At 49.0% G+C, this 17,278-nt stretch carries 17 protein-coding genes; 9 read left to right on the plus strand and 8 right to left on the minus strand.

From position 1 onward, the window contains the following. Nucleotides 1–29: 29 nt before the first annotated feature. Both LG219_RS03125 and LG219_RS03130 read right to left on the minus strand, forming a co-directional pair. Nucleotides 30–539, minus strand: coding sequence for a C40 family peptidase (locus LG219_RS03125; RefSeq protein WP_226763079.1), 510 nt, complete (start codon nucleotides 537–539; stop codon nucleotides 30–32). After that, nucleotides 532–1,497 carry a histone deacetylase family protein gene (locus tag LG219_RS03130; protein ID WP_226763080.1) on the minus strand — a complete coding sequence of 322 codons (966 nt, stop codon included), beginning with the start codon at nucleotides 1,495–1,497 and terminating at the stop codon, nucleotides 532–534. Before LG219_RS03130 ends, LG219_RS03125 begins: the two co-directional genes overlap by 8 nt. 42 nt (nucleotides 1,498–1,539) lie before the next feature. On the opposite strand from LG219_RS03130, the gene LG219_RS03135 reads away from it, so the two are divergent. The 6 genes from LG219_RS03135 (at nucleotide 1,540) to LG219_RS03160 (ending at nucleotide 8,667) form a co-directional block, all read left to right on the plus strand. Next, a complete protein-coding gene (locus LG219_RS03135; RefSeq protein WP_226763081.1) occupies nucleotides 1,540–2,475 on the plus strand; it encodes an AAA family ATPase in 936 nt (311 codons plus the stop codon). A 35-nt stretch (nucleotides 2,476–2,510) separates the two neighbouring features. Continuing rightward, nucleotides 2,511–3,443, plus strand: a complete 933-nt coding sequence (locus LG219_RS03140; protein WP_226763082.1) for a DUF58 domain-containing protein — start codon at nucleotides 2,511–2,513, stop codon at nucleotides 3,441–3,443. Nucleotides 3,444–3,445: 2 nt separating this feature from the next. Beyond that, on the plus strand, nucleotides 3,446–5,377 hold the full coding sequence (locus LG219_RS03145; protein WP_226763083.1) for a transglutaminase TgpA family protein: 1,932 nt from the start codon (nucleotides 3,446–3,448) through the stop codon (nucleotides 5,375–5,377). A gap of 58 nt (nucleotides 5,378–5,435) precedes the next feature. Further along, nucleotides 5,436–6,542 (plus strand): ferrochelatase, encoded by a 1,107-nt coding sequence (gene hemH / locus LG219_RS03150; protein ID WP_226763084.1) that lies wholly within the window; start codon nucleotides 5,436–5,438, stop codon nucleotides 6,540–6,542. 69 nt (nucleotides 6,543–6,611) lie between these two features. Further along, on the plus strand, nucleotides 6,612–7,310 hold the full coding sequence (locus LG219_RS03155) for a response regulator transcription factor (RefSeq protein WP_173533858.1): 699 nt from the start codon (nucleotides 6,612–6,614) through the stop codon (nucleotides 7,308–7,310). After that, nucleotides 7,297–8,667, plus strand: a complete 1,371-nt coding sequence (locus tag LG219_RS03160; protein WP_226763085.1) for a sensor histidine kinase — start codon at nucleotides 7,297–7,299, stop codon at nucleotides 8,665–8,667. The genes LG219_RS03155 and LG219_RS03160 overlap by 14 nt, the downstream gene beginning before the upstream one ends. 145 nt (nucleotides 8,668–8,812) lie before the next feature. Here LG219_RS03160 and purU read toward each other — a convergent pair whose 3' ends face one another. Further along, nucleotides 8,813–9,667, minus strand: a complete 855-nt coding sequence (gene purU / locus LG219_RS03165) for a formyltetrahydrofolate deformylase (protein WP_226763086.1) — start codon at nucleotides 9,665–9,667, stop codon at nucleotides 8,813–8,815. A 275-nt stretch (nucleotides 9,668–9,942) separates the two neighbouring features. Here purU and trmL point away from each other — a divergent pair, with 275 nt between their 5' ends. The 3 genes from trmL to LG219_RS03180 all read left to right on the plus strand — a co-directional run bounded on the left by trmL (nucleotide 9,943) and on the right by LG219_RS03180 (nucleotide 12,670). Next, nucleotides 9,943–10,407, plus strand: coding sequence for a tRNA (uridine(34)/cytosine(34)/5-carboxymethylaminomethyluridine(34)-2'-O)-methyltransferase TrmL (gene trmL, locus LG219_RS03170; RefSeq protein ID WP_226763087.1), 465 nt, complete (start codon nucleotides 9,943–9,945; stop codon nucleotides 10,405–10,407). 481 nt (nucleotides 10,408–10,888) lie between these two features. Beyond that, nucleotides 10,889–11,707 carry a triose-phosphate isomerase gene (tpiA, locus tag LG219_RS03175; protein ID WP_226763088.1) on the plus strand — a complete coding sequence of 273 codons (819 nt, stop codon included), beginning with the start codon at nucleotides 10,889–10,891 and terminating at the stop codon, nucleotides 11,705–11,707. Nucleotides 11,708–11,716: 9 nt separating this feature from the next. Continuing rightward, a complete protein-coding gene (locus tag LG219_RS03180) occupies nucleotides 11,717–12,670 on the plus strand; it encodes a class 1 fructose-bisphosphatase (RefSeq protein ID WP_226763089.1) in 954 nt (317 codons plus the stop codon). Between the two features lie 65 nt (nucleotides 12,671–12,735). Here LG219_RS03180 and LG219_RS03185 read toward each other — a convergent pair whose 3' ends face one another. The 5 genes from LG219_RS03185 to LG219_RS03205 all read right to left on the minus strand — a co-directional run bounded on the left by LG219_RS03185 (nucleotide 12,736) and on the right by LG219_RS03205 (nucleotide 17,273). Further along, complete coding sequence (locus LG219_RS03185) at nucleotides 12,736–13,134, minus strand: group II truncated hemoglobin (RefSeq protein ID WP_226763090.1); 399 nt, start codon at nucleotides 13,132–13,134, stop codon at nucleotides 12,736–12,738. Beyond that, nucleotides 13,127–14,326: a formate-dependent phosphoribosylglycinamide formyltransferase gene (gene purT / locus LG219_RS03190; RefSeq protein ID WP_250647137.1), complete on the minus strand. Its 1,200-nt coding sequence runs from the start codon at nucleotides 14,324–14,326 to the stop codon at nucleotides 13,127–13,129. The genes LG219_RS03185 and purT overlap by 8 nt, the downstream gene beginning before the upstream one ends. A 292-nt stretch (nucleotides 14,327–14,618) precedes the next feature. Beyond that, entirely contained in the window at nucleotides 14,619–15,344 is a 726-nt protein-coding gene (locus LG219_RS03195; RefSeq protein ID WP_226763092.1) for an ABC transporter ATP-binding protein, read from the minus strand. Continuing rightward, a complete protein-coding gene (locus tag LG219_RS03200; protein WP_226763093.1) occupies nucleotides 15,341–16,111 on the minus strand; it encodes an ABC transporter ATP-binding protein in 771 nt (256 codons plus the stop codon). The genes LG219_RS03195 and LG219_RS03200 overlap by 4 nt, the downstream gene beginning before the upstream one ends. After that, nucleotides 16,104–17,273 carry an ABC transporter permease subunit gene (locus LG219_RS03205; protein ID WP_226763094.1) on the minus strand — a complete coding sequence of 390 codons (1,170 nt, stop codon included), beginning with the start codon at nucleotides 17,271–17,273 and terminating at the stop codon, nucleotides 16,104–16,106. The genes LG219_RS03200 and LG219_RS03205 overlap by 8 nt, the downstream gene beginning before the upstream one ends. Between the last annotated feature and the right edge of the window lie 5 nt (nucleotides 17,274–17,278).

A 17,278-nucleotide genomic window follows, 5' to 3' on the forward strand; every position in this document is an offset into this window, starting at 1 on the left:
CCCATTGAATACTTAGGCAGAGTAAGCACTCACTGATTGGCCAACATCAAGGTACGCGCGCCTTCAAAGCGCGGTGCAAAGTAAACATTTTTTAGTGATTCAATCCGAACCCGACCATTACTCGATGGCGCATGGATAAATTTTTCATCGCCAAGGTAAATACCAACGTGTGAATACGAGCGGTCGGTGGTTTTAAAAAACACCAAATCACCCGCCCGCATTTCAGACTGACTCACCGGCCTAGCCGCTGCAGCCATTGCCGCGGCAGTGCGCGGCAAGGTAACGCCTAAAGCATTTTTATACACCAGCAAGACCAATCCGCTGCAATCTAAACCCGCTTCGGGATTGGTGCCGCCAAACTGGTATTGTGTTTCGAGTAAACCCAAGGCATACATCACCACTTCGCGCCCGGCCCCTTCCACTTGAATATTAGCCAGCGAGGGTATTGGCTTGGCGGGCTTATTTTTTGCTGGTTTGGTGGAGGTACACCCAGTCAGTATTAAAAAACCACACAGCAAAGTAATCGCATATTTAATCATCCACAAGCACTCGAACATGCTCGGTCACACTGCGCGCCAACGCCGACAAATCATAGCCACCTTCGAGCATCGACACGATGCGCTGCTCACTGTAGCGCGCGGCGACTTTCATTAACTGCTGCGTTACCCATGCATAATCGGCCTCAACCAAACCCATCAAGCCCATTTCATCTTCCAGATGCGCATCAAACCCCGCTGAAATCAAAATCAATTGCGGCTTAAATTCGTTCAACAAAGGTAGCCATTGCTGGGAGACCACTTCACGAAACTCGGCGCTTTTGGTCGCTCTTGGCATCGCAATATTGTGCATATTCTCCGCCATCGGCACATCGCCTGAGTACGGAAAAAACGGATGCTGAAAAATACTCACCATCAAAGCGCGAGGCTCATCCCATAAGCAATCTTCAGTACCATTGCCGTGGTGCACATCAAAATCCACAATCGCCACCCGCTCCAAACCATACACGGCCATTGCATGCTTGGCGGCAATCGCGACATTACTTAAAAAGCAAAACCCAAAGGCTTTTTCTTTTTCTGCATGATGTCCCGGTGGACGAATCGCACAAAATACATTTTGCGCCTTACCTTGCATCACCAAGTCAACCGCCTGAATCCCCGCCCCCGCGCCATGATAAGCGGCGTTCAAGGTATAGGGATTTAACACCGTATCGGGTTCTAAATGCACATGGCCTTGCGCTGGGCTGGCTACGGCTAAACGATCTAAATACGCCGCCGGATGCACCCGCAACAACTGCTCACGCGTCGCCGCTTGCGCGGTCACATGCAATAAATAATCCCAAATTCCCGCCGCGATTAAGCGATCTTGAATCGCCGCCAAACGCTCAGGACATTCAGGATGACCTTGCCCCATTTCATGCATCACACACGATGGATGACTAATATATGCAGTTGCACCACAGGAACCGACCACAGTAATTGCCTCTTGCTCAATAGACATGTTTATTGTTAAGTTTACGCTGCACAGCATAAGAGGGAAAGAATGTCGCCACCAACACCGCACCGCCTGTTGCAACAGCTCCACGCCGCAGAACAGCAATTGAATCAAATTATCGTTGGCAAACCCCAAGCGATTCGACTCGCATTAGCGTGTATTTTGGCCCAAGGGCACTTATTAATTGAAGACATTCCTGGCGTAGGGAAAACCACATTAGCCCATGCTTTAGCACAGGTTTTGGGCTTGGCATTTGCGCGAATTCAATTTACCAGTGACTTACTACCGGCCGATTTACTCGGCGTCTCAGTGTACGAGCGCAATGAAGCGCGCTTTCATTTTCATCCCGGCCCGATTTTTACTCAAATCTTGTTAGCCGATGAAATCAACCGCGCCACCGCCAAAACGCAATCGGCCTTACTCGAAGCCATGGCCGAACGCCAAGTTACGCTCGATGGGCAAACGCATTTACTCCCCACGCCTTTCTTTGTGATTGCAACACAAAATCCACAACAGCAAATCGGTACTTTCCCTTTACCTGAATCGCAACTCGATCGATTTTTGTTACGTATTGAGCTGGGCTACCCTAGCCCCGCCGCCGAGCGAGCCCTTCTCGAAGGGATTGACCGACAAGTTTTACTCCAACAAACAACCGCATTACTCGACGCAGAACAACTCATCGCCGCACAAGCCGCAATACTGCAAGTCACCGTTTCATCAGCACTGCTCGATTATATTCAGGCCCTGATTGCCCACACCCGACGCGACACGCAATTTGTATACGGTCTATCGCCGCGCGCCGCTTTAGGCTTGGTTCACGCCAGCAAAGCTTGGGCATGGCTCAATGGGCGCAGCATGGTGCTACCCGATGATGTGCAATCTGTTTTTGTCGCCGTGGCTGGCCATCGTTTAATCTCCAAACAAAGCCATCGCAATGACTTTATTGCGGCGCAGCAAATTTTGACGCAGGTCGCCATTCCTTGATTAAGTCCACGATCAATCGGCCATGGCAACGCTGGATGAATCGCCGCCACCCGGCACGCAGCGGTCCACAAGCTATTCGCCATCAGCAACTCTATATCTTGCCGACGCGCTATGGCTTCGCTTACAGCATCATGGTGCTGACACTGCTCGTTGGGGCGTTAAACTACCAATTAAACTTAGGTTTACTGTTTGCCTTTTTGCTGATTGGCATTGGCCAAACCGTCATGTTTAAATCGTACGCCAATCTACTTGGCCTGCGATTGGAAGTACTTCCAATATCTGCCGTTTTTGCCGGTGAACACGCGGCGGTGTTAATTCGTATTGAAAATACAAAAAATATCTCGCGCAGCCAATTGCAAGTCTCTTGCCGCCACAGCCCCATCGCTTGGCTGGCCAACCTGCCACCTTGGGAGACACAAGACGTCACTTTACGGCTGTCATGCCCGCAGCGCGGCCTAGTCACGTTGCCGCGTTTACGGCTGGAATCAACGCAACCGCTGGCCTTGTTTTGTTGCTGGAGCTACCTAAACAGCCCGCAATCGCTGTGGGTTTATCCCGCACCAGAACAAAATCCACCGCCACCACCGTCCCCCATCGGACGTGATCCATCGATTGGACCAACGCTGTCTAACACCAACGGCCAAGATGAATTTAATGGTTTGCGTTTATTTCAACGCGGCGACGCCAAACATGCCATTGCGTGGAAACACAGCGCACATGGTGAGCAACTACTGGTGAAACAGTTTCAATCCCCGGCCGGGCAAAGCATTTATTTTCACTGGGAGGATGTGCGAGATTTAGCGCTTGAACCGGCTTTAAGTCGATTGTGTGCGTGGATTTTAGCCGCCCACGAACGAGACCAAGACTATGGACTTGAGCTGCCCAATGCACACTTTGCCCCAGCATCTGGCGCAATCCATCAGCAACACTGCTTGATGGCACTCGCGCAATTTAGCCCCACACAATGAGTATGAGCCGTCAACTGAGCCCTCAAGAACAACAGCAACTCGGTGTGCTGATGCTTTTAGTTTGCCTGCCGCATCTGATTATGCAAACCCCTTGGTTATCCGGTCTGCTAGGCTTGCTACTATTAACTTATTGTGGCTTAAGCCCCCAATGGCGCACGCAAATCCCCCGTCACTTGAGTTTATTACTGGCCATCCTTAGCTTGCTACTCGTGAATCAAGCCTATCAAACCCTGATCGGGCGCGAAGGTGGGGTGGCCGTATTGATTGCGCTATGCATCAGTAAATTGTATGAAACACGCTCAATTCGCGATGCACATGCCATGCTATTGCTGGCATTTTTCACCACAGGGATCAGCTTTTTACACGGACAAGCGCCTTGGCAAGCGGCGCTGGCGGGCTTGGCATTACTTGCCACGGTGAGCATTGCACTGCGTTTAGAACACAAGGTACTAACCCTAGGTATATCCATCAAGGCAGCATTCATAATTTGCTTGCAAGCAATACCCCTTGCTATTTTATTGTTTGTTTTATTCCCTCGACTACCGGCCCCACTCTGGAGTTTGCCCAACGAAAAGGCGGCTCGCACCGGTCTATCTGGGGACAAAATGTCGCCAGGCAGCTTAAATCAATTAATCCAAGATGATCGCATCGCCTTTCGGGCTGAATTTAACGGCACCGCGCCAGCGCAAAGTCAACTGTACTGGCGCGGCCCAGTGTTCAATCAATTCGATGGCCAATCCTGGTTACCTGCCACGGCAAACTCAAGCACCCCACCGCCAATCATCGCACGCGGCCCGCAAGTCAACTACAGCATTACCTTAGAGCCACATCAACAAAACTGGTTACTGGCACTGGATCTACCCACTCAGTTCCCACAATCGGCGATACTAAATTCGCAATTGCAATTAATCTATCGCAACCCGATCAATCAAAGGCTGCGTTACACCGCCAGCAGCACCTTGCACTGGCAAACCTTGGGGGATACTGGCATTGCAGCGGACCTACAACTGCCACCGTCACTGAACCCAAAAACAATCTCTCTCGCGCAAAGCTGGCGACAGCAATCCCCAGCACACCGCGTTCAATCGGGCTTGCAATGGCTAAAAACCCAGCATTTCAGTTACACACTAACCCCGCCCTTGCTACAAAAACCAGACCGAATTGATGAATTTTTATTTGAATCAAAACAAGGCTATTGCGAGCATTACGCCAGTGCGTTCGCCGTGCTCATGCGCGCCGCCAACGTGCCAGCACGCATCGTGACTGGCTATCAAGGTGGGCAGTTCAATCCCAATGGCAACTACTACATGATTCGACAAGCGGATGCCCACGCTTGGGTTGAGGTTTGGCTGCCAGAGCAAGGCTGGCAGCGCGTCGATCCGACCTTTGTGGTGGCACCATCACGCATCGAAAATGGCTTTGACAATAGTTTTGCCTATCGCGGGCAAAATGATGCGCTGCCAAGTCTATTGAGTCGCAACGCAACATTCATCAAAGCCATGCGACTGCGTCTTGATGCGTGGGTGAATCATTGGAATCAGTGGGTCATTGCTTACGATAGTCAGCGTCAACTGAATTTACTCCAGCGCCTAGGCATTAATGACTTTCTGTCTTGGACCTTTTTGCTCTATTTCGGTGGCGGATTACTCATCATCCTTGGTGGATTTTTACTTTATTTTTTAAGCAACAATCGCGCGCCGCCCACCGACATGGCCAGTCAATTATTTGCGCGTTATTGCAAAAAATTACACCGCTATCAACTTTATAAAGCACCGCATGAAACCGCCAGCCAGTTTGCCGCACGCTGCCAAATAGCGCGCCCCGAATTGGCGGCCAGCATGATTGAGATCACCAATCTCTATTTGGCGGCACGTTATGCGCAAGACAGCAGTGCATTAGCGCAATTAAAAATCGCCATTAAACGTTTTGCTTAATTCAAACAGATCGATTTATGATGACCGAACCCTCTTTCACTCTTTTCCATTTAAAACTATGGCTCGCTATTTAACTGAACCGCAATTCGCACATCAAAATCCAGCCAAAATTGGCGTACTTTTAATCAACCTAGGCACACCAGAAGCACCCACCGCCCAAGCGGTACGCCCTTACTTAAGACAGTTTCTATCTGATCCCCGCGTGGTTGAGATTCCCAAAGCCATTTGGTGGCTCATACTCAACGGCATTATTTTGACGGTACGGCCAAAAAAAAGTGCCGAAAAATACGCCAGCATTTGGACCAAAGAAGGCTCACCACTCAAAGTCTGGACCATCAAACAAGCCAAGCTCCTTAAGGGTCAACTGGGCGAAGCATTTCCAGGGCAATTGGTGGTTGACTATGCCATGCGCTACGGCTCGCCTTCCATCGAAAGTCAAATCAGCCAATTAAAGGCACTCAATTGCAATAAAATTATTATTGTGCCGATGTATCCACAATATGCCGCCAGCACCACCGCCAGTGTGAATGATGAGGTTTACCGTGTATTACAAAAAACACGTTTTCAACCGGCCATCCGCACCGTGGCACCTTATTACGACCATCCTCACTATATCGCCGCCTTGGCTGCGCAAGTTCGCCAGCACTGGCAAGCCAATGGCAAAGGCGAGCACTTACTGATGAGCTTTCACGGCGTGCCGCGTTATACGCTGGAAAAAGGCGACCCATATCATTGCCATGCACTTAAAACCGGCCGTCTTTTGGCCGAAGCGCTTGATCTGACCCCCGCCCAATATACCGTTTCATTTCAATCTCGCTTTGGCAAAGCTGAATGGCTTAAACCTTATACCAGTCAGGTATTGCAACAGCTTGGCCAACAGCAACTATCACAGCTGGATGTGATCTGCCCCGGTTTTGTTGCCGACTGCTTAGAAACACTGGAAGAAATTGCCATTGAAGGCCAGCATGATTACTTAAAAGCTGGCGGAAAAAGCTATCAGTTTATTCCTTGCCTGAACGACCATGCCAAGTGGATTTCTGCGCTCGAAGAATTGGTTCGTACCGAGCTGACAGGCTGGCTGACAAACGGCAAAGCTGAAAAAAGAAATATAGACGAATTAAATCAATCACTTAATCGATGTAAGACCATAAACGCAACAAATTGAACTTGGGGATTTTAGAAATTAACGCTACACTCTGCGGTAAGCTTAATCTTACAAAAGGGGATATACCCAATGGCCACTAAACTATTCTTAGCTGAAGACGACCTGATCTTAGCCGACGCGCTAAAATCAAGTCTTTCGCAAGCAGACTTTCAATGCGATTGCGTCAATGATGGCGCATTAGCATTACAAATTTTACTCCACAACGACTACGATGCCGTTGTTTTGGATATCGGCCTACCAAATATGGACGGCCTGACTGTATTGCGTAATGTTCGTCAGCATAAGCCTTCTTTGCCGATTTTGATTCTAACCGCATTGGATGGTTTGGATGAACGCGTCGCAGGTTTGGATGCGGGTGCGGATGATTATTTGGCAAAACCATTTGAATTCTCTGAACTCGAAGCGCGTTTGCGTGCCCTGTTACGCCGCAGCCAAATCTTGCCACAATCAGTACAGCAGCTTGGCAATTTACGTCTTGACCGCGCCGGTCAACGTGCATGGTGCAATGACACACCGCTGGACCTATCGGCTCGTGAATTGACTGTACTCGAAATTTTGATGTCAAACATCGATCGCGTTGTCACTAAAGAGCAAATCGTCAGCGAATTAGGCAATGAGAACGCTGAAGTTGGCCTGAATGCAATTGAAGTGTACGTGCATCGCTTACGTAAAAAATTAGATCCAGCAGGCGTGGTGATTCGTACCATTCGTGGTTTGGGTTATTTACTTGAAAAGCAGCAAGTCATTCCTACTGATGCGACTAACTAAAACTTCGCTACGACAACAATTATTGTTGTGGCTTTTACTGCCCCAGCTGGTCTTTTGCCTTGCTGGGGCAGCACTTTTTTTATCAATTACTTTGCATTATGCCGACAATGCCATTGATAAACGTCTAATCAAATCGGCCAATGCCGTCTCCAAACTCGTTCAACACCAAACGCAGATTAGCCCAGAACTCAACAGCAAAATTATCGCAACGATTGATTCGCTGGACGATCTTGAAATTTTTTCTATCCACGATAACAATCAGCGCTTAATCGCCGGCAGAGCTGATTTAGTTATGCCTCAACTATATCAACCGCAAAGCGATCCATTTTTTTATTACCAAAAAATTGACGGTCAAGAATATCGTGTATTGATGCAAAGTGACGTAGCGCAATCAAACAAAATCATACAAATCGCCTTCAATCTGCATGAACGTGACATTTACACCCGCAATATTTTTCTATCTACCGCAATCCCCTTACTCTTACTCATCATCATCACCATTTTCTTTGTTTGGTGGGGTATAGGGCGTGGTCTACGGCCGTTAGCCCAATTGCAATCCATGATGGAATTACGTAAGCCACAAGATTTATCGCCACTGGCCTTACAAGATGCACCTCGTGAACTGAATGCACTCTCGGCAGCACTGAATCATTTATTGGCGACCACCGAAGCCAGTATTGACCGGCAACGTCGATTTATTGCCGATGCAGCACACCAATTACGTACACCACTCGCAGGACTAAAATCGCAAACTGAATTGGCCATGCGAGAAAACTCACCTGAAGGGCTGCGCGAACGGCTCAATATGGTGCATACCAGTGCCACGCGAAGTATCCATTTGGTCAATCAACTATTGACCTTGGCCCGCTCTGAACCGGGTAGCCAAACCAGCATCCCTAAAGTACATATGGATTTGGCCAAAATCATTCGCGACTTAACCGCTGAACTCGTGCCAAGGGCTTTAGCAGCGCGGATCGATCTGGGTTGCGATTGCTTTGTGCAAGATGCGCCACTGCATGGTAACTCAGCACTCCTGAGAGAAATGTTTATTAACTTGGTTGAAAACGCCATTAAATACATTCCTCGTGATGGCAGCGTGACCGTTCGACTGACAGAAGACGAAAAAAACTACATTGTCGACGTTGAAGACAATGGCCCGGGCATTCCGGATAGTGATAAAGATCGGGTATTTGAGCGTTTTTATCGCCGCGAGCAAACTGGTAATGGCTGCGGTCTAGGAATGGCCATTGTGCGTGAAATTGCAGAACGTCACGCCGGGAGCGTGCAATTACGCGATGCCGACCCGCATGGCTTAATTGTGCATGTGGTATTGCCAAAAACAGAACTAAATAGCTAGGCCCTGTTGACGTTGAGTTTGCCGCCGCGCGGGCGTGATGTTCGCGACGAATCAAGGCGTAGTCAGCAATAAAAAAGTCCCGCTTTTAGATGCGGGACTTTTTTTGCCTAAAACACAAGCAACAAACACAAGCAATATGCAGTCATCAATCAAAAATAACCGTTTTATTTGAATACACCAAAACACGATGTTGTAAATGCCAACGCACTGCACGCGACAAGACCACGCGCTCTAAATCACGACCTTGTTGAATCAATGCTTCAACATCATCTCGATGCGAAATTCGGTTCACATCTTGTTCAATAATTGGGCCATCATCGAGTACTTCGGTCACATAATGGCTGGTTGCACCAATTAATTTAACCCCGCGGGCAAACGCACGATGGTAAGGCTTAGCGCCATCAAAAGCGGGCAAAAAGCTATGATGAATATTGATAATGCGCTGCGGGAATTGCGCAGTAAATTCATGGCTTAACACTTGCATATATCGCGCCAACACAATCAAATCGATTTCTTTTTCATGCAGCAATGCCGTTTGCGCTGCCTCTGCAGCCGCTTTATTGTCTTTACCGACAGTAATAACGTGATATTCAATCCCATAAAAATCGGCCAATGCACGGCAATCTTCGTGATTAGAAATAATTAACGGAATTTCACAATTAAACTCGCCACTTTTATGTCGATGCAATAAATCAACTAAGCAATGATCATATTTCGAAACAAAAATAGCGACTTTTTGTGGCCGATTCGACAAGGAGACTTTCCATGTCATTTGAAAACGATCCGCAATCGGCTGAAAAGCCGCAGCAAATGCGTTCATATCCAAAGTAAAATCAGCCAAATCCCATTCGATACGCATCAAAAACAAGCTATCGGCATTGTCTTGGTGTTGATCGGAATGAACGATATTGGCGTTATAGGTATACAAAAAATTAGCAATCGCGGCAGACAAGCCTTTTCGATCTGGGCAACTGATCAGTAGTGTCGCGGTATGAGTCATTCGGCATCATCTTGAATAAAGTTATAATCTTATTCTAACAGCACCCAACATCAGATAACAGTCGCGCTGTTACAAGTATTGCTCTTAATCCGCCGCGAAGCGTACTTTTCACCTTCATACCCCACATCAGCGATGGTGAGCGCCCTCAGCCAAAATAAATCAGCAGATCAAAATACAATCTTGGGTTTTGAATGCATGAAAAAACCAAACGACAAAACCATCCGCGATTCAAGTGATAAACTAGCTACTTTTGTTATTCATTCATCAGCGACATCATGTTCAATATCGTTTTATTCCAACCTGAAATCCCGCCCAATACGGGCAATGTCATTCGATTGGCCGCCAACACCGGTTGCATTTTGCATCTGGTCAAACCGCTGGGCTTTCCTTTGGATGACACCAAAATGAAACGCGCCGGACTCGACTACCATGAATATGCCAATATGTTGGTCCATGAAGACTGGGATGCCTGTGTCGCGCACTTAGCGGGTCAGCGTTTTTTTGCTGCCACCACCAAAGGCTCGCAACGCTTTGACTTATTACAGTACGAACCGGGCGATGTGTTTGTATTTGGACCAGAAACGCGGGGCTTGCCCGCCGATTTATTGCAAACTTTTGCCGCCGATCGGCGCATCCGCGTCCCGATGCAGCCTGATAATCGCAGCTTAAATTTATCCAATACGGTGGCAATCACCATTTATGAAGCATGGCGTCAAAACGACTTTATGGGTGGTACATAAAGTAATACCACTTAAAACAGCACACGCATGAACTGGGCTTGTTCGCGATCGAGAATCGTCATTCGACACCACCGCGGACAAGCGCTGATTGACCCACCAAAAATCCATTTTTCTTTTTAAATCAGCATGGCAACCCCAAATCAGCCCACTCAAACACCCCCACACCAATGACCGGCCGAAATAGTCGCCCCCTCTCAAGTCTAATACCACTAGCCCTAAATCTGAGTTAAGCCCAAGGGGATTTACCTAGTGCTGTTGTACCCAATACGGATTTCCCCAGCTTTCATCAATAGGATCGCGGGTCTATTCTTGCATCGCCTAAGGGTGAACTCGACATTCAGGCCCCTACCCCGACTAGCGATATTGGCTTAACCGTGCAGATGCATTCAGTTGAACGCCTCTAGCATCGAATTGGTCGCTGATAACAGAAACAATCAATGACGAGCCCATCCCTCTGATTGATGCCCCGAAGGAGTCCGATATGCTTTGGAATACCGCACCACACAACCGCCAAAAATTAACCCTTGCGCGCCGTAATAAACTCGTCGTCGCCAACTGGAAAATGCATGGCAGTCTTGCGCTGTGTCGAGAAACCATCAATCAACTCAATCACATCGTCCAGCCTGGCGCCGACCTGATTATCAGCCCGCCAGCGCCGTATTTAAGTGAACTGGGGCGCCTCGCGCAACAAACCGGCATTCATTGCTGCGGACAAGACGTTGCCGCACAGCAAAATGGCGCGCGCACGGGCGAATGGTCTGCCACCATGCTGGCAGAACTGGGCTGCCATCATGCGATTGTCGGCCACTCCGAGCGTCGCCAGCATCACCGCGAAGACAACTTACTGATTGCGGCAAAAGCTCAAGCCTGTATTGATGCGGGCATTACACCGATTGTCTGTATTGGTGAAACCTTGGACGAGCGCAACGCTGGGCAACTCGAGCATATTCTCGGCCAGCAACTGGACGCACTACTGGCCACATCAGGCTGGCGACAAGCCATTATTGCCTATGAGCCGGTTTGGGCAATTGGCACTGGCAAAGTCGCCACCCCGGCGATTGCCCAAGCAGCGCATCAATTTATCCGTGAATACCTCGCCAAAACCGATGCCGATGCCGCCGATGAAATGATGTTACTGTATGGTGGCAGCGTCAAAGCCGACAATGCCACCGCTTTATTTGCCATGCCCGATATTGACGGCGGCTTAATTGGCAGCGCCTCATTAGAAGTTCATTCTTTAGTCCGCATTTATCAAGCGGCCAGTTTCACTAGCCGTGCCGCAGCACAAATGACTTTATAAGGAATCCCCATGACCGTGCCACTCTCCACTTGCTTGCAAACACAGCCTAGCGACATGCGCCAGATGCTTGATCATATTGCTAGTGCTTGTAAAGTGATTAGCAATGCGGTCGCCCGCGCGGCTTTATCTGGCACGCAAGGCGATGCGGGCAGTGGCAATATCCAAGGGGAAGAACAAAAAAAACTCGACATTATCAGCAATGACATCATGCTCAACTGGGCAGGCGCTTGCGGACATTTTGCCGCCATGGCCTCCGAAGAGCTCGACAGCATCGTGCAATGCAATCCACAGGGCCGATATTTGCTGGTATTTGATCCGCTGGACGGCTCATCCAATGTCGACGTCAATATTTCAGTTGGCAGCATTTTCTCTATTTTACTCGCGCCCGAGCAAACCCCAACCGAGTCTGATTTTTTGCAAGCGGGTCGCCAACAAATCGCCGCAGGCTACGCCTTATATGGTTCGTCCACCATGCTGGTCATTACCACAGGTACGGGTGTGCAAGGGTTTACTTTAGACCGTGAGATTGGCGAGTTTGTTTTAACCCATCCTGAATTAACCATTCCCAACGACACCCGAGAATTTGCCATTAACGCCTCCAATTCACGTTTTTGGGAAGCGCCCATCGCGCGGTATATTGATGAGTGTGTTGCTGGCAAATCAGGGCCGCGTGGCGAAAACTTCAATATGCGCTGGGTGGCCTCAATGGCCGCCGAAGTGCATCGCATTTTGATTCGTGGCGGGGTATTTTTATACCCGAAAGACAGCGCCAAACCGAACGGAAAACTACGCCTACTTTACGAAGCCAACCCCATGGCGATGATTGTTGAGCAAGCGGGTGGTGCCAGTAGCACCGGACAACAACTGACCTTAGACGTGCAACCGAGCCAGCTGCATCAACGCGTGCCGGTGATGCTCGGTTCTAAAAATGAAGTAGCCCGCTTAATTCGATACCACGAATAAACAAGGCAAGGGTATTTAACTGCAGAGCATATAAAATAAAGGCCGCAGTTAAATACCCGCAAAACTTACTGATTACGCATAAAATCAGCGGTTTTCATAAATGCCTCTTCCAAATGTTCGCGTAAATCGTTACTCATCGGCACCTCGGCCAAAGCTTGCAACATACACAGCATCCATTGATCGCGCTCGGCCTCACCAATGGCAAACGGCATATGCCGCCCACGCAAACGTGGGTGGCCATATTTTTCAATAAATAATTGCGGCCCACCGAGCCAGCCCGACAAAAAATCATAAAATCGTTCACGAATCTGCGTGGTATCGGCATGATGCATCGCATGCACTCCCGCCGCACGAGGATCGCTCGCCATAATGTCGTAAAACCGATCAACCAGTTGCCGCAAAATTGCCGAACCACCAAGTAACTCATACGGCGTCATCGCCTGCACTGCTGCGCTGTCAGTCATGATTCACCTCAACTGGCTGCACACAACTAGCGGCTAATTTAGCGCGCTGCCGCGCTTGCGCAACATCCACGCCACTGGCCAGCGCCACGCCCATTCTGCGGCGGACAAAGGCTTCAGGCTTGCCAAACAAACGCACATCAGCGGTCGGTACGGCCATAGCCTGCGCCACACCATCAAACGCAACGCCAACCGCATCTACGCCACCGTAGATCACGGCACTCGCGGCTGGCGAGCGCAAACTCACATCCACTGGCAGGCCTAAAATCGCCCGCGCGTGCAATTCAAATTCTGAATATTGCTGGCTTTGTAACGTCACTAAGCCGGTATCATGCGGTCGCGGGCTGACTTCACTGAACCACACCGCATCGCCTTTCACAAAAAGCTCAACCCCAAACACCCCGCGCCCACCCAAGGCGGTGGTTACTTTTTCGGCGATGTCTTGCGCTCGAGACAGCGCCAAAGCCGACATCGCTTGTGGCTGCCAGCTTTCAACATAATCACCACTCACTTGCACATGGCCAATCGGCTGGCAAAACTGCGTTTCAATCTCGCCATTAACGGCGATTGCGCGCACCGTCAACAGCGTAATTTCATAATCAAAGTCCACAAAGCCCTCAACAATCACGCGGCCATTTTTAACTCGCCCCCCACTGGCGGCATAATCCCAAGCCGTCACGATATCTGCTGGCGTTTTGAGTAACGACTGCCCTTTACCACTGGACGACATAACGGGTTTAACCAAGCAAGGAAAGCCAATTTCAGCCACTGCGATTTGCAACTGCGCCAAGCTGTCGGCAAATCGGTATGACGACGTCGCCAAGCCTAAATCTTCTGCCGCCAAGCGGCGAATGCCTTCGCGATTCATCGTCAGATGCGTCGCCCGCGCCGTTGGAATCACCGTCGCCAAACCTTCCGCCTCAATCGCCAACAAAGCGTCCGTCGCAATCGCTTCGATTTCCGGCACAATCCAGTGCGGCCGCTCTAACGCCACCACGGCACGCAGCGCTTGGCCATCGGTCATATCGATCACATGACTGCGATGCGCCACTTGCATGCCGGGTGCATTGGCATAGCGATCCACCGCAATGACTTCAACCCCTAAGCGCTGAAATGCAATAATCACTTCCTTACCCAATTCACCCGCACCCAATAACATGACCTTGCTGGCGCTAGGCGTTAATGCCGTACCCATTCTCATCTCATTCCCTTTTTTTGCTGCGCGAACAGATCGCTAGATTAAATTCAGTTTTTTGCTGGCGACTCACCCTGCGAGCTTACCATCACCGCGACATTCGGTTTTAACCAAGCACACTATTTACGTTCATTCCCCAAGCCCACTCGCTATCGGCAACTGTGCTACACCAGACCTGCTAAGCATAGGTATCGATCTCTAGCCTAATCAATTAAAGGCTTACCGATCAATACCTACTGGCAATAAAAAATCCCAGCCGTAGCTGGGATTGATTCAAAACTCATTCAACACATTATTCACCAAGATACGCTTGCTGAACTTTTTCATTGGCGAGTAAAGCGGCGGCATCATCGCTAAAAGTCACTTTACCCGATTCCATCACATAGCCACGATTGGCGGTTTGCAATGCCAACTTGGCATTTTGTTCCACCAGCAACATCGTCACGCCTTCAGCCGCTACCATGCGAATAATCTCAAAGATCTTTTGCACAATAATCGGCGCCAAACCCATCGACGGCTCATCGAGCAACAACAACTTAGGTCGGCTCATTAAAGCGCGCCCCATCGCGACCATTTGCTGCTCACCACCAGAAAGCGTGCCTGCCAGCTGCTTATAACGCTCTTTCACCCGTGGAAACAATTGATACACGCGGGCTAAATCATTGGCTATTTCCGCCTTATCATCGCGCCAATACGCCCCCATCAACAGGTTTTCTTCAACCGTCAAGCGGCCAAAAATACCTCGCCCTTCTGGCACCATCACCAAGCCATGCCGCACATAATCATGCGCTTCGATTTTAGCTGTCGATTGATTTTTAAATAAAATCTCACCTGCGGCCGGCTTAACCATGCCCATTAAAGTTTTTAAGGTGGTGGTTTTACCCGCGCCATTAGCGCCAATTAAAGCCACCAATTCGCCTTCTTTAACTTCAAGATTAATGCCTTTAACCGCATGAATCCCACCATAAGCGACCTTTAAATCTTTAACTTGTAATAATGTGTTCGCTGACGCTGTCATTCTGGTGCCACCCCTAAATACGCTTCGATCACTTTTGGATCGTTTTTAACTAACTCAGGAATCCCCTCAGCAATTTTTTTGCCGTAATCGAGCACCGCAATCCGATCGCACAAGCCCATCATTAATTTCACATCATGCTCAATCAATAAAATGGTCACGCCATCATCACGGATTTTTTCCATGAGTTTTTTTAAATCATCGGTCTCTTTCGGATTCATCCCCGCCGCTGGCTCATCGAGCGCCAACAACTGCGGATTGGTCGCCAAGGCGCGTGCAATCTCCAATCGACGTTGATCGCCATACGACAAATTACGCGCCAACTCCTCGGCTCTATCGGCAATACCAACATAAGCGAGCAAGGTTTCGGCTTTAAGCGTAATCGCCGCCTCTTCAGCACGCGCTTTGGGTGGCCGAAACACCGCGCCAATCACGCCGGTATGGGTTCGAACATGTTGACCCACCATAACGTTTTCTAAGGCGGTCATATTGGCAAACAAACGAATATTCTGGAAAGTCCGCGCAATCCCAGCCTCAACCACGACATTGGGTTTTTTGCGAAATAAATCCTTGCCGTTAAAAGTGAACTGCCCTTCATCAGGCTGATACAAACCCGTTAGCACATTAAATAGCGTAGTTTTACCCGCGCCATTGGGGCCAATCAAACCGTAAATCTCACCTTTATTAATCGACAAAGCAACGCCAGATAATGCATGCAATCCACCAAAGCGCTTATTGATGCCACTGATACTTAATAAAACCTCAGTCATGATTGCGCTCCGCGTCTTGCAAACTGTCTTTTTCTTGTTGCGAAATGGTTTTCGTTTTTGGGGCCAACTCAGCTCGGCGCTGCTTAGATGGCCACAGGCCAGCGGGTCTCACCAGCATAATCACAATCATGGCCAAACCAAAAATCAACATCCGTAAGTTTTCTGGGTCAACCACCTTGCGTCCCACCAAAGCGTGCTGCAATGGATTAATCACGTCACGCAAAATTTCTGGCGTAATCGAAACAATCACCGCGCCTAAAATCACCCCAGGAATATTGCCCATCCCGCCCAATACCACCATCGCCAACACCATGATCGATTCCATCAAGGTAAATGACTCGGGGGACACAAAACCTTGGAAGCTGGCAAATAAAGCACCCGCTACACCACCAAAGCTAGCACCCATGGCAAACGCCAAGAGTTTGACATTGCGGGTATTAATGCCCATCGCATTCGCCGCAATTTCATCTTCACGAATCGCCACCCATGCACGGCCAATACGCGAGCGCTGCAGACGCATCGAAACAAAAATAATAAAAAAGCACATTGCGAGAATCAGGTAGTAATACAAATGAATTTTCTCAAAACTAATACCAAAAAATTCAATTGGCCGACCCAAATCGTAACCGGCAAATTGCACGGCAGGAATATTATTAATCCCTTGTGGGCCATTGGTGATATTGATCGGACGATCTAAGTTATTCATGAAAATCCGAATAATCTCACCAAAACCCAAAGTCACAATGGCTAAATAATCACCGCGTAATTTCAATGTTGGCGAACCCAACATCACGCCAAATATCCCCGCAACCAACGCCGCAATCAGCATCATGACAAAGAAATTAGGTTGAAATAGCCATTCTGGGATCACCGCCTGCAAATGCGGTGAATTAAGTAAGGCGAAGGTATAAGCGCCTACAGCATAAAACGCGATATAACCCAGATCCAGTAAGCCAGCGTAGCCCACCACAATATTGAGCCCTAAAGCCAACATAATGTAGAGCAAAGCAAAGTCCACAGCCCTGAGCCATGAATTGCCACTTTCAAAAAAGTGGCCCAATACCCAAGGCAAAATGGCTAACACCACGGCCAGAACGCCCAGCACCAGCGTGGTTTTTAAATTATTGGCACGAAATTCGGCGCTATTTATTGTATTTGTCATATTCA

Source organism: Deefgea salmonis (assembly GCF_020531905.1).
In the GTDB taxonomy this organism is placed as follows: Bacteria; Pseudomonadota; Gammaproteobacteria; order Burkholderiales; family Chitinibacteraceae; genus Deefgea; species Deefgea salmonis.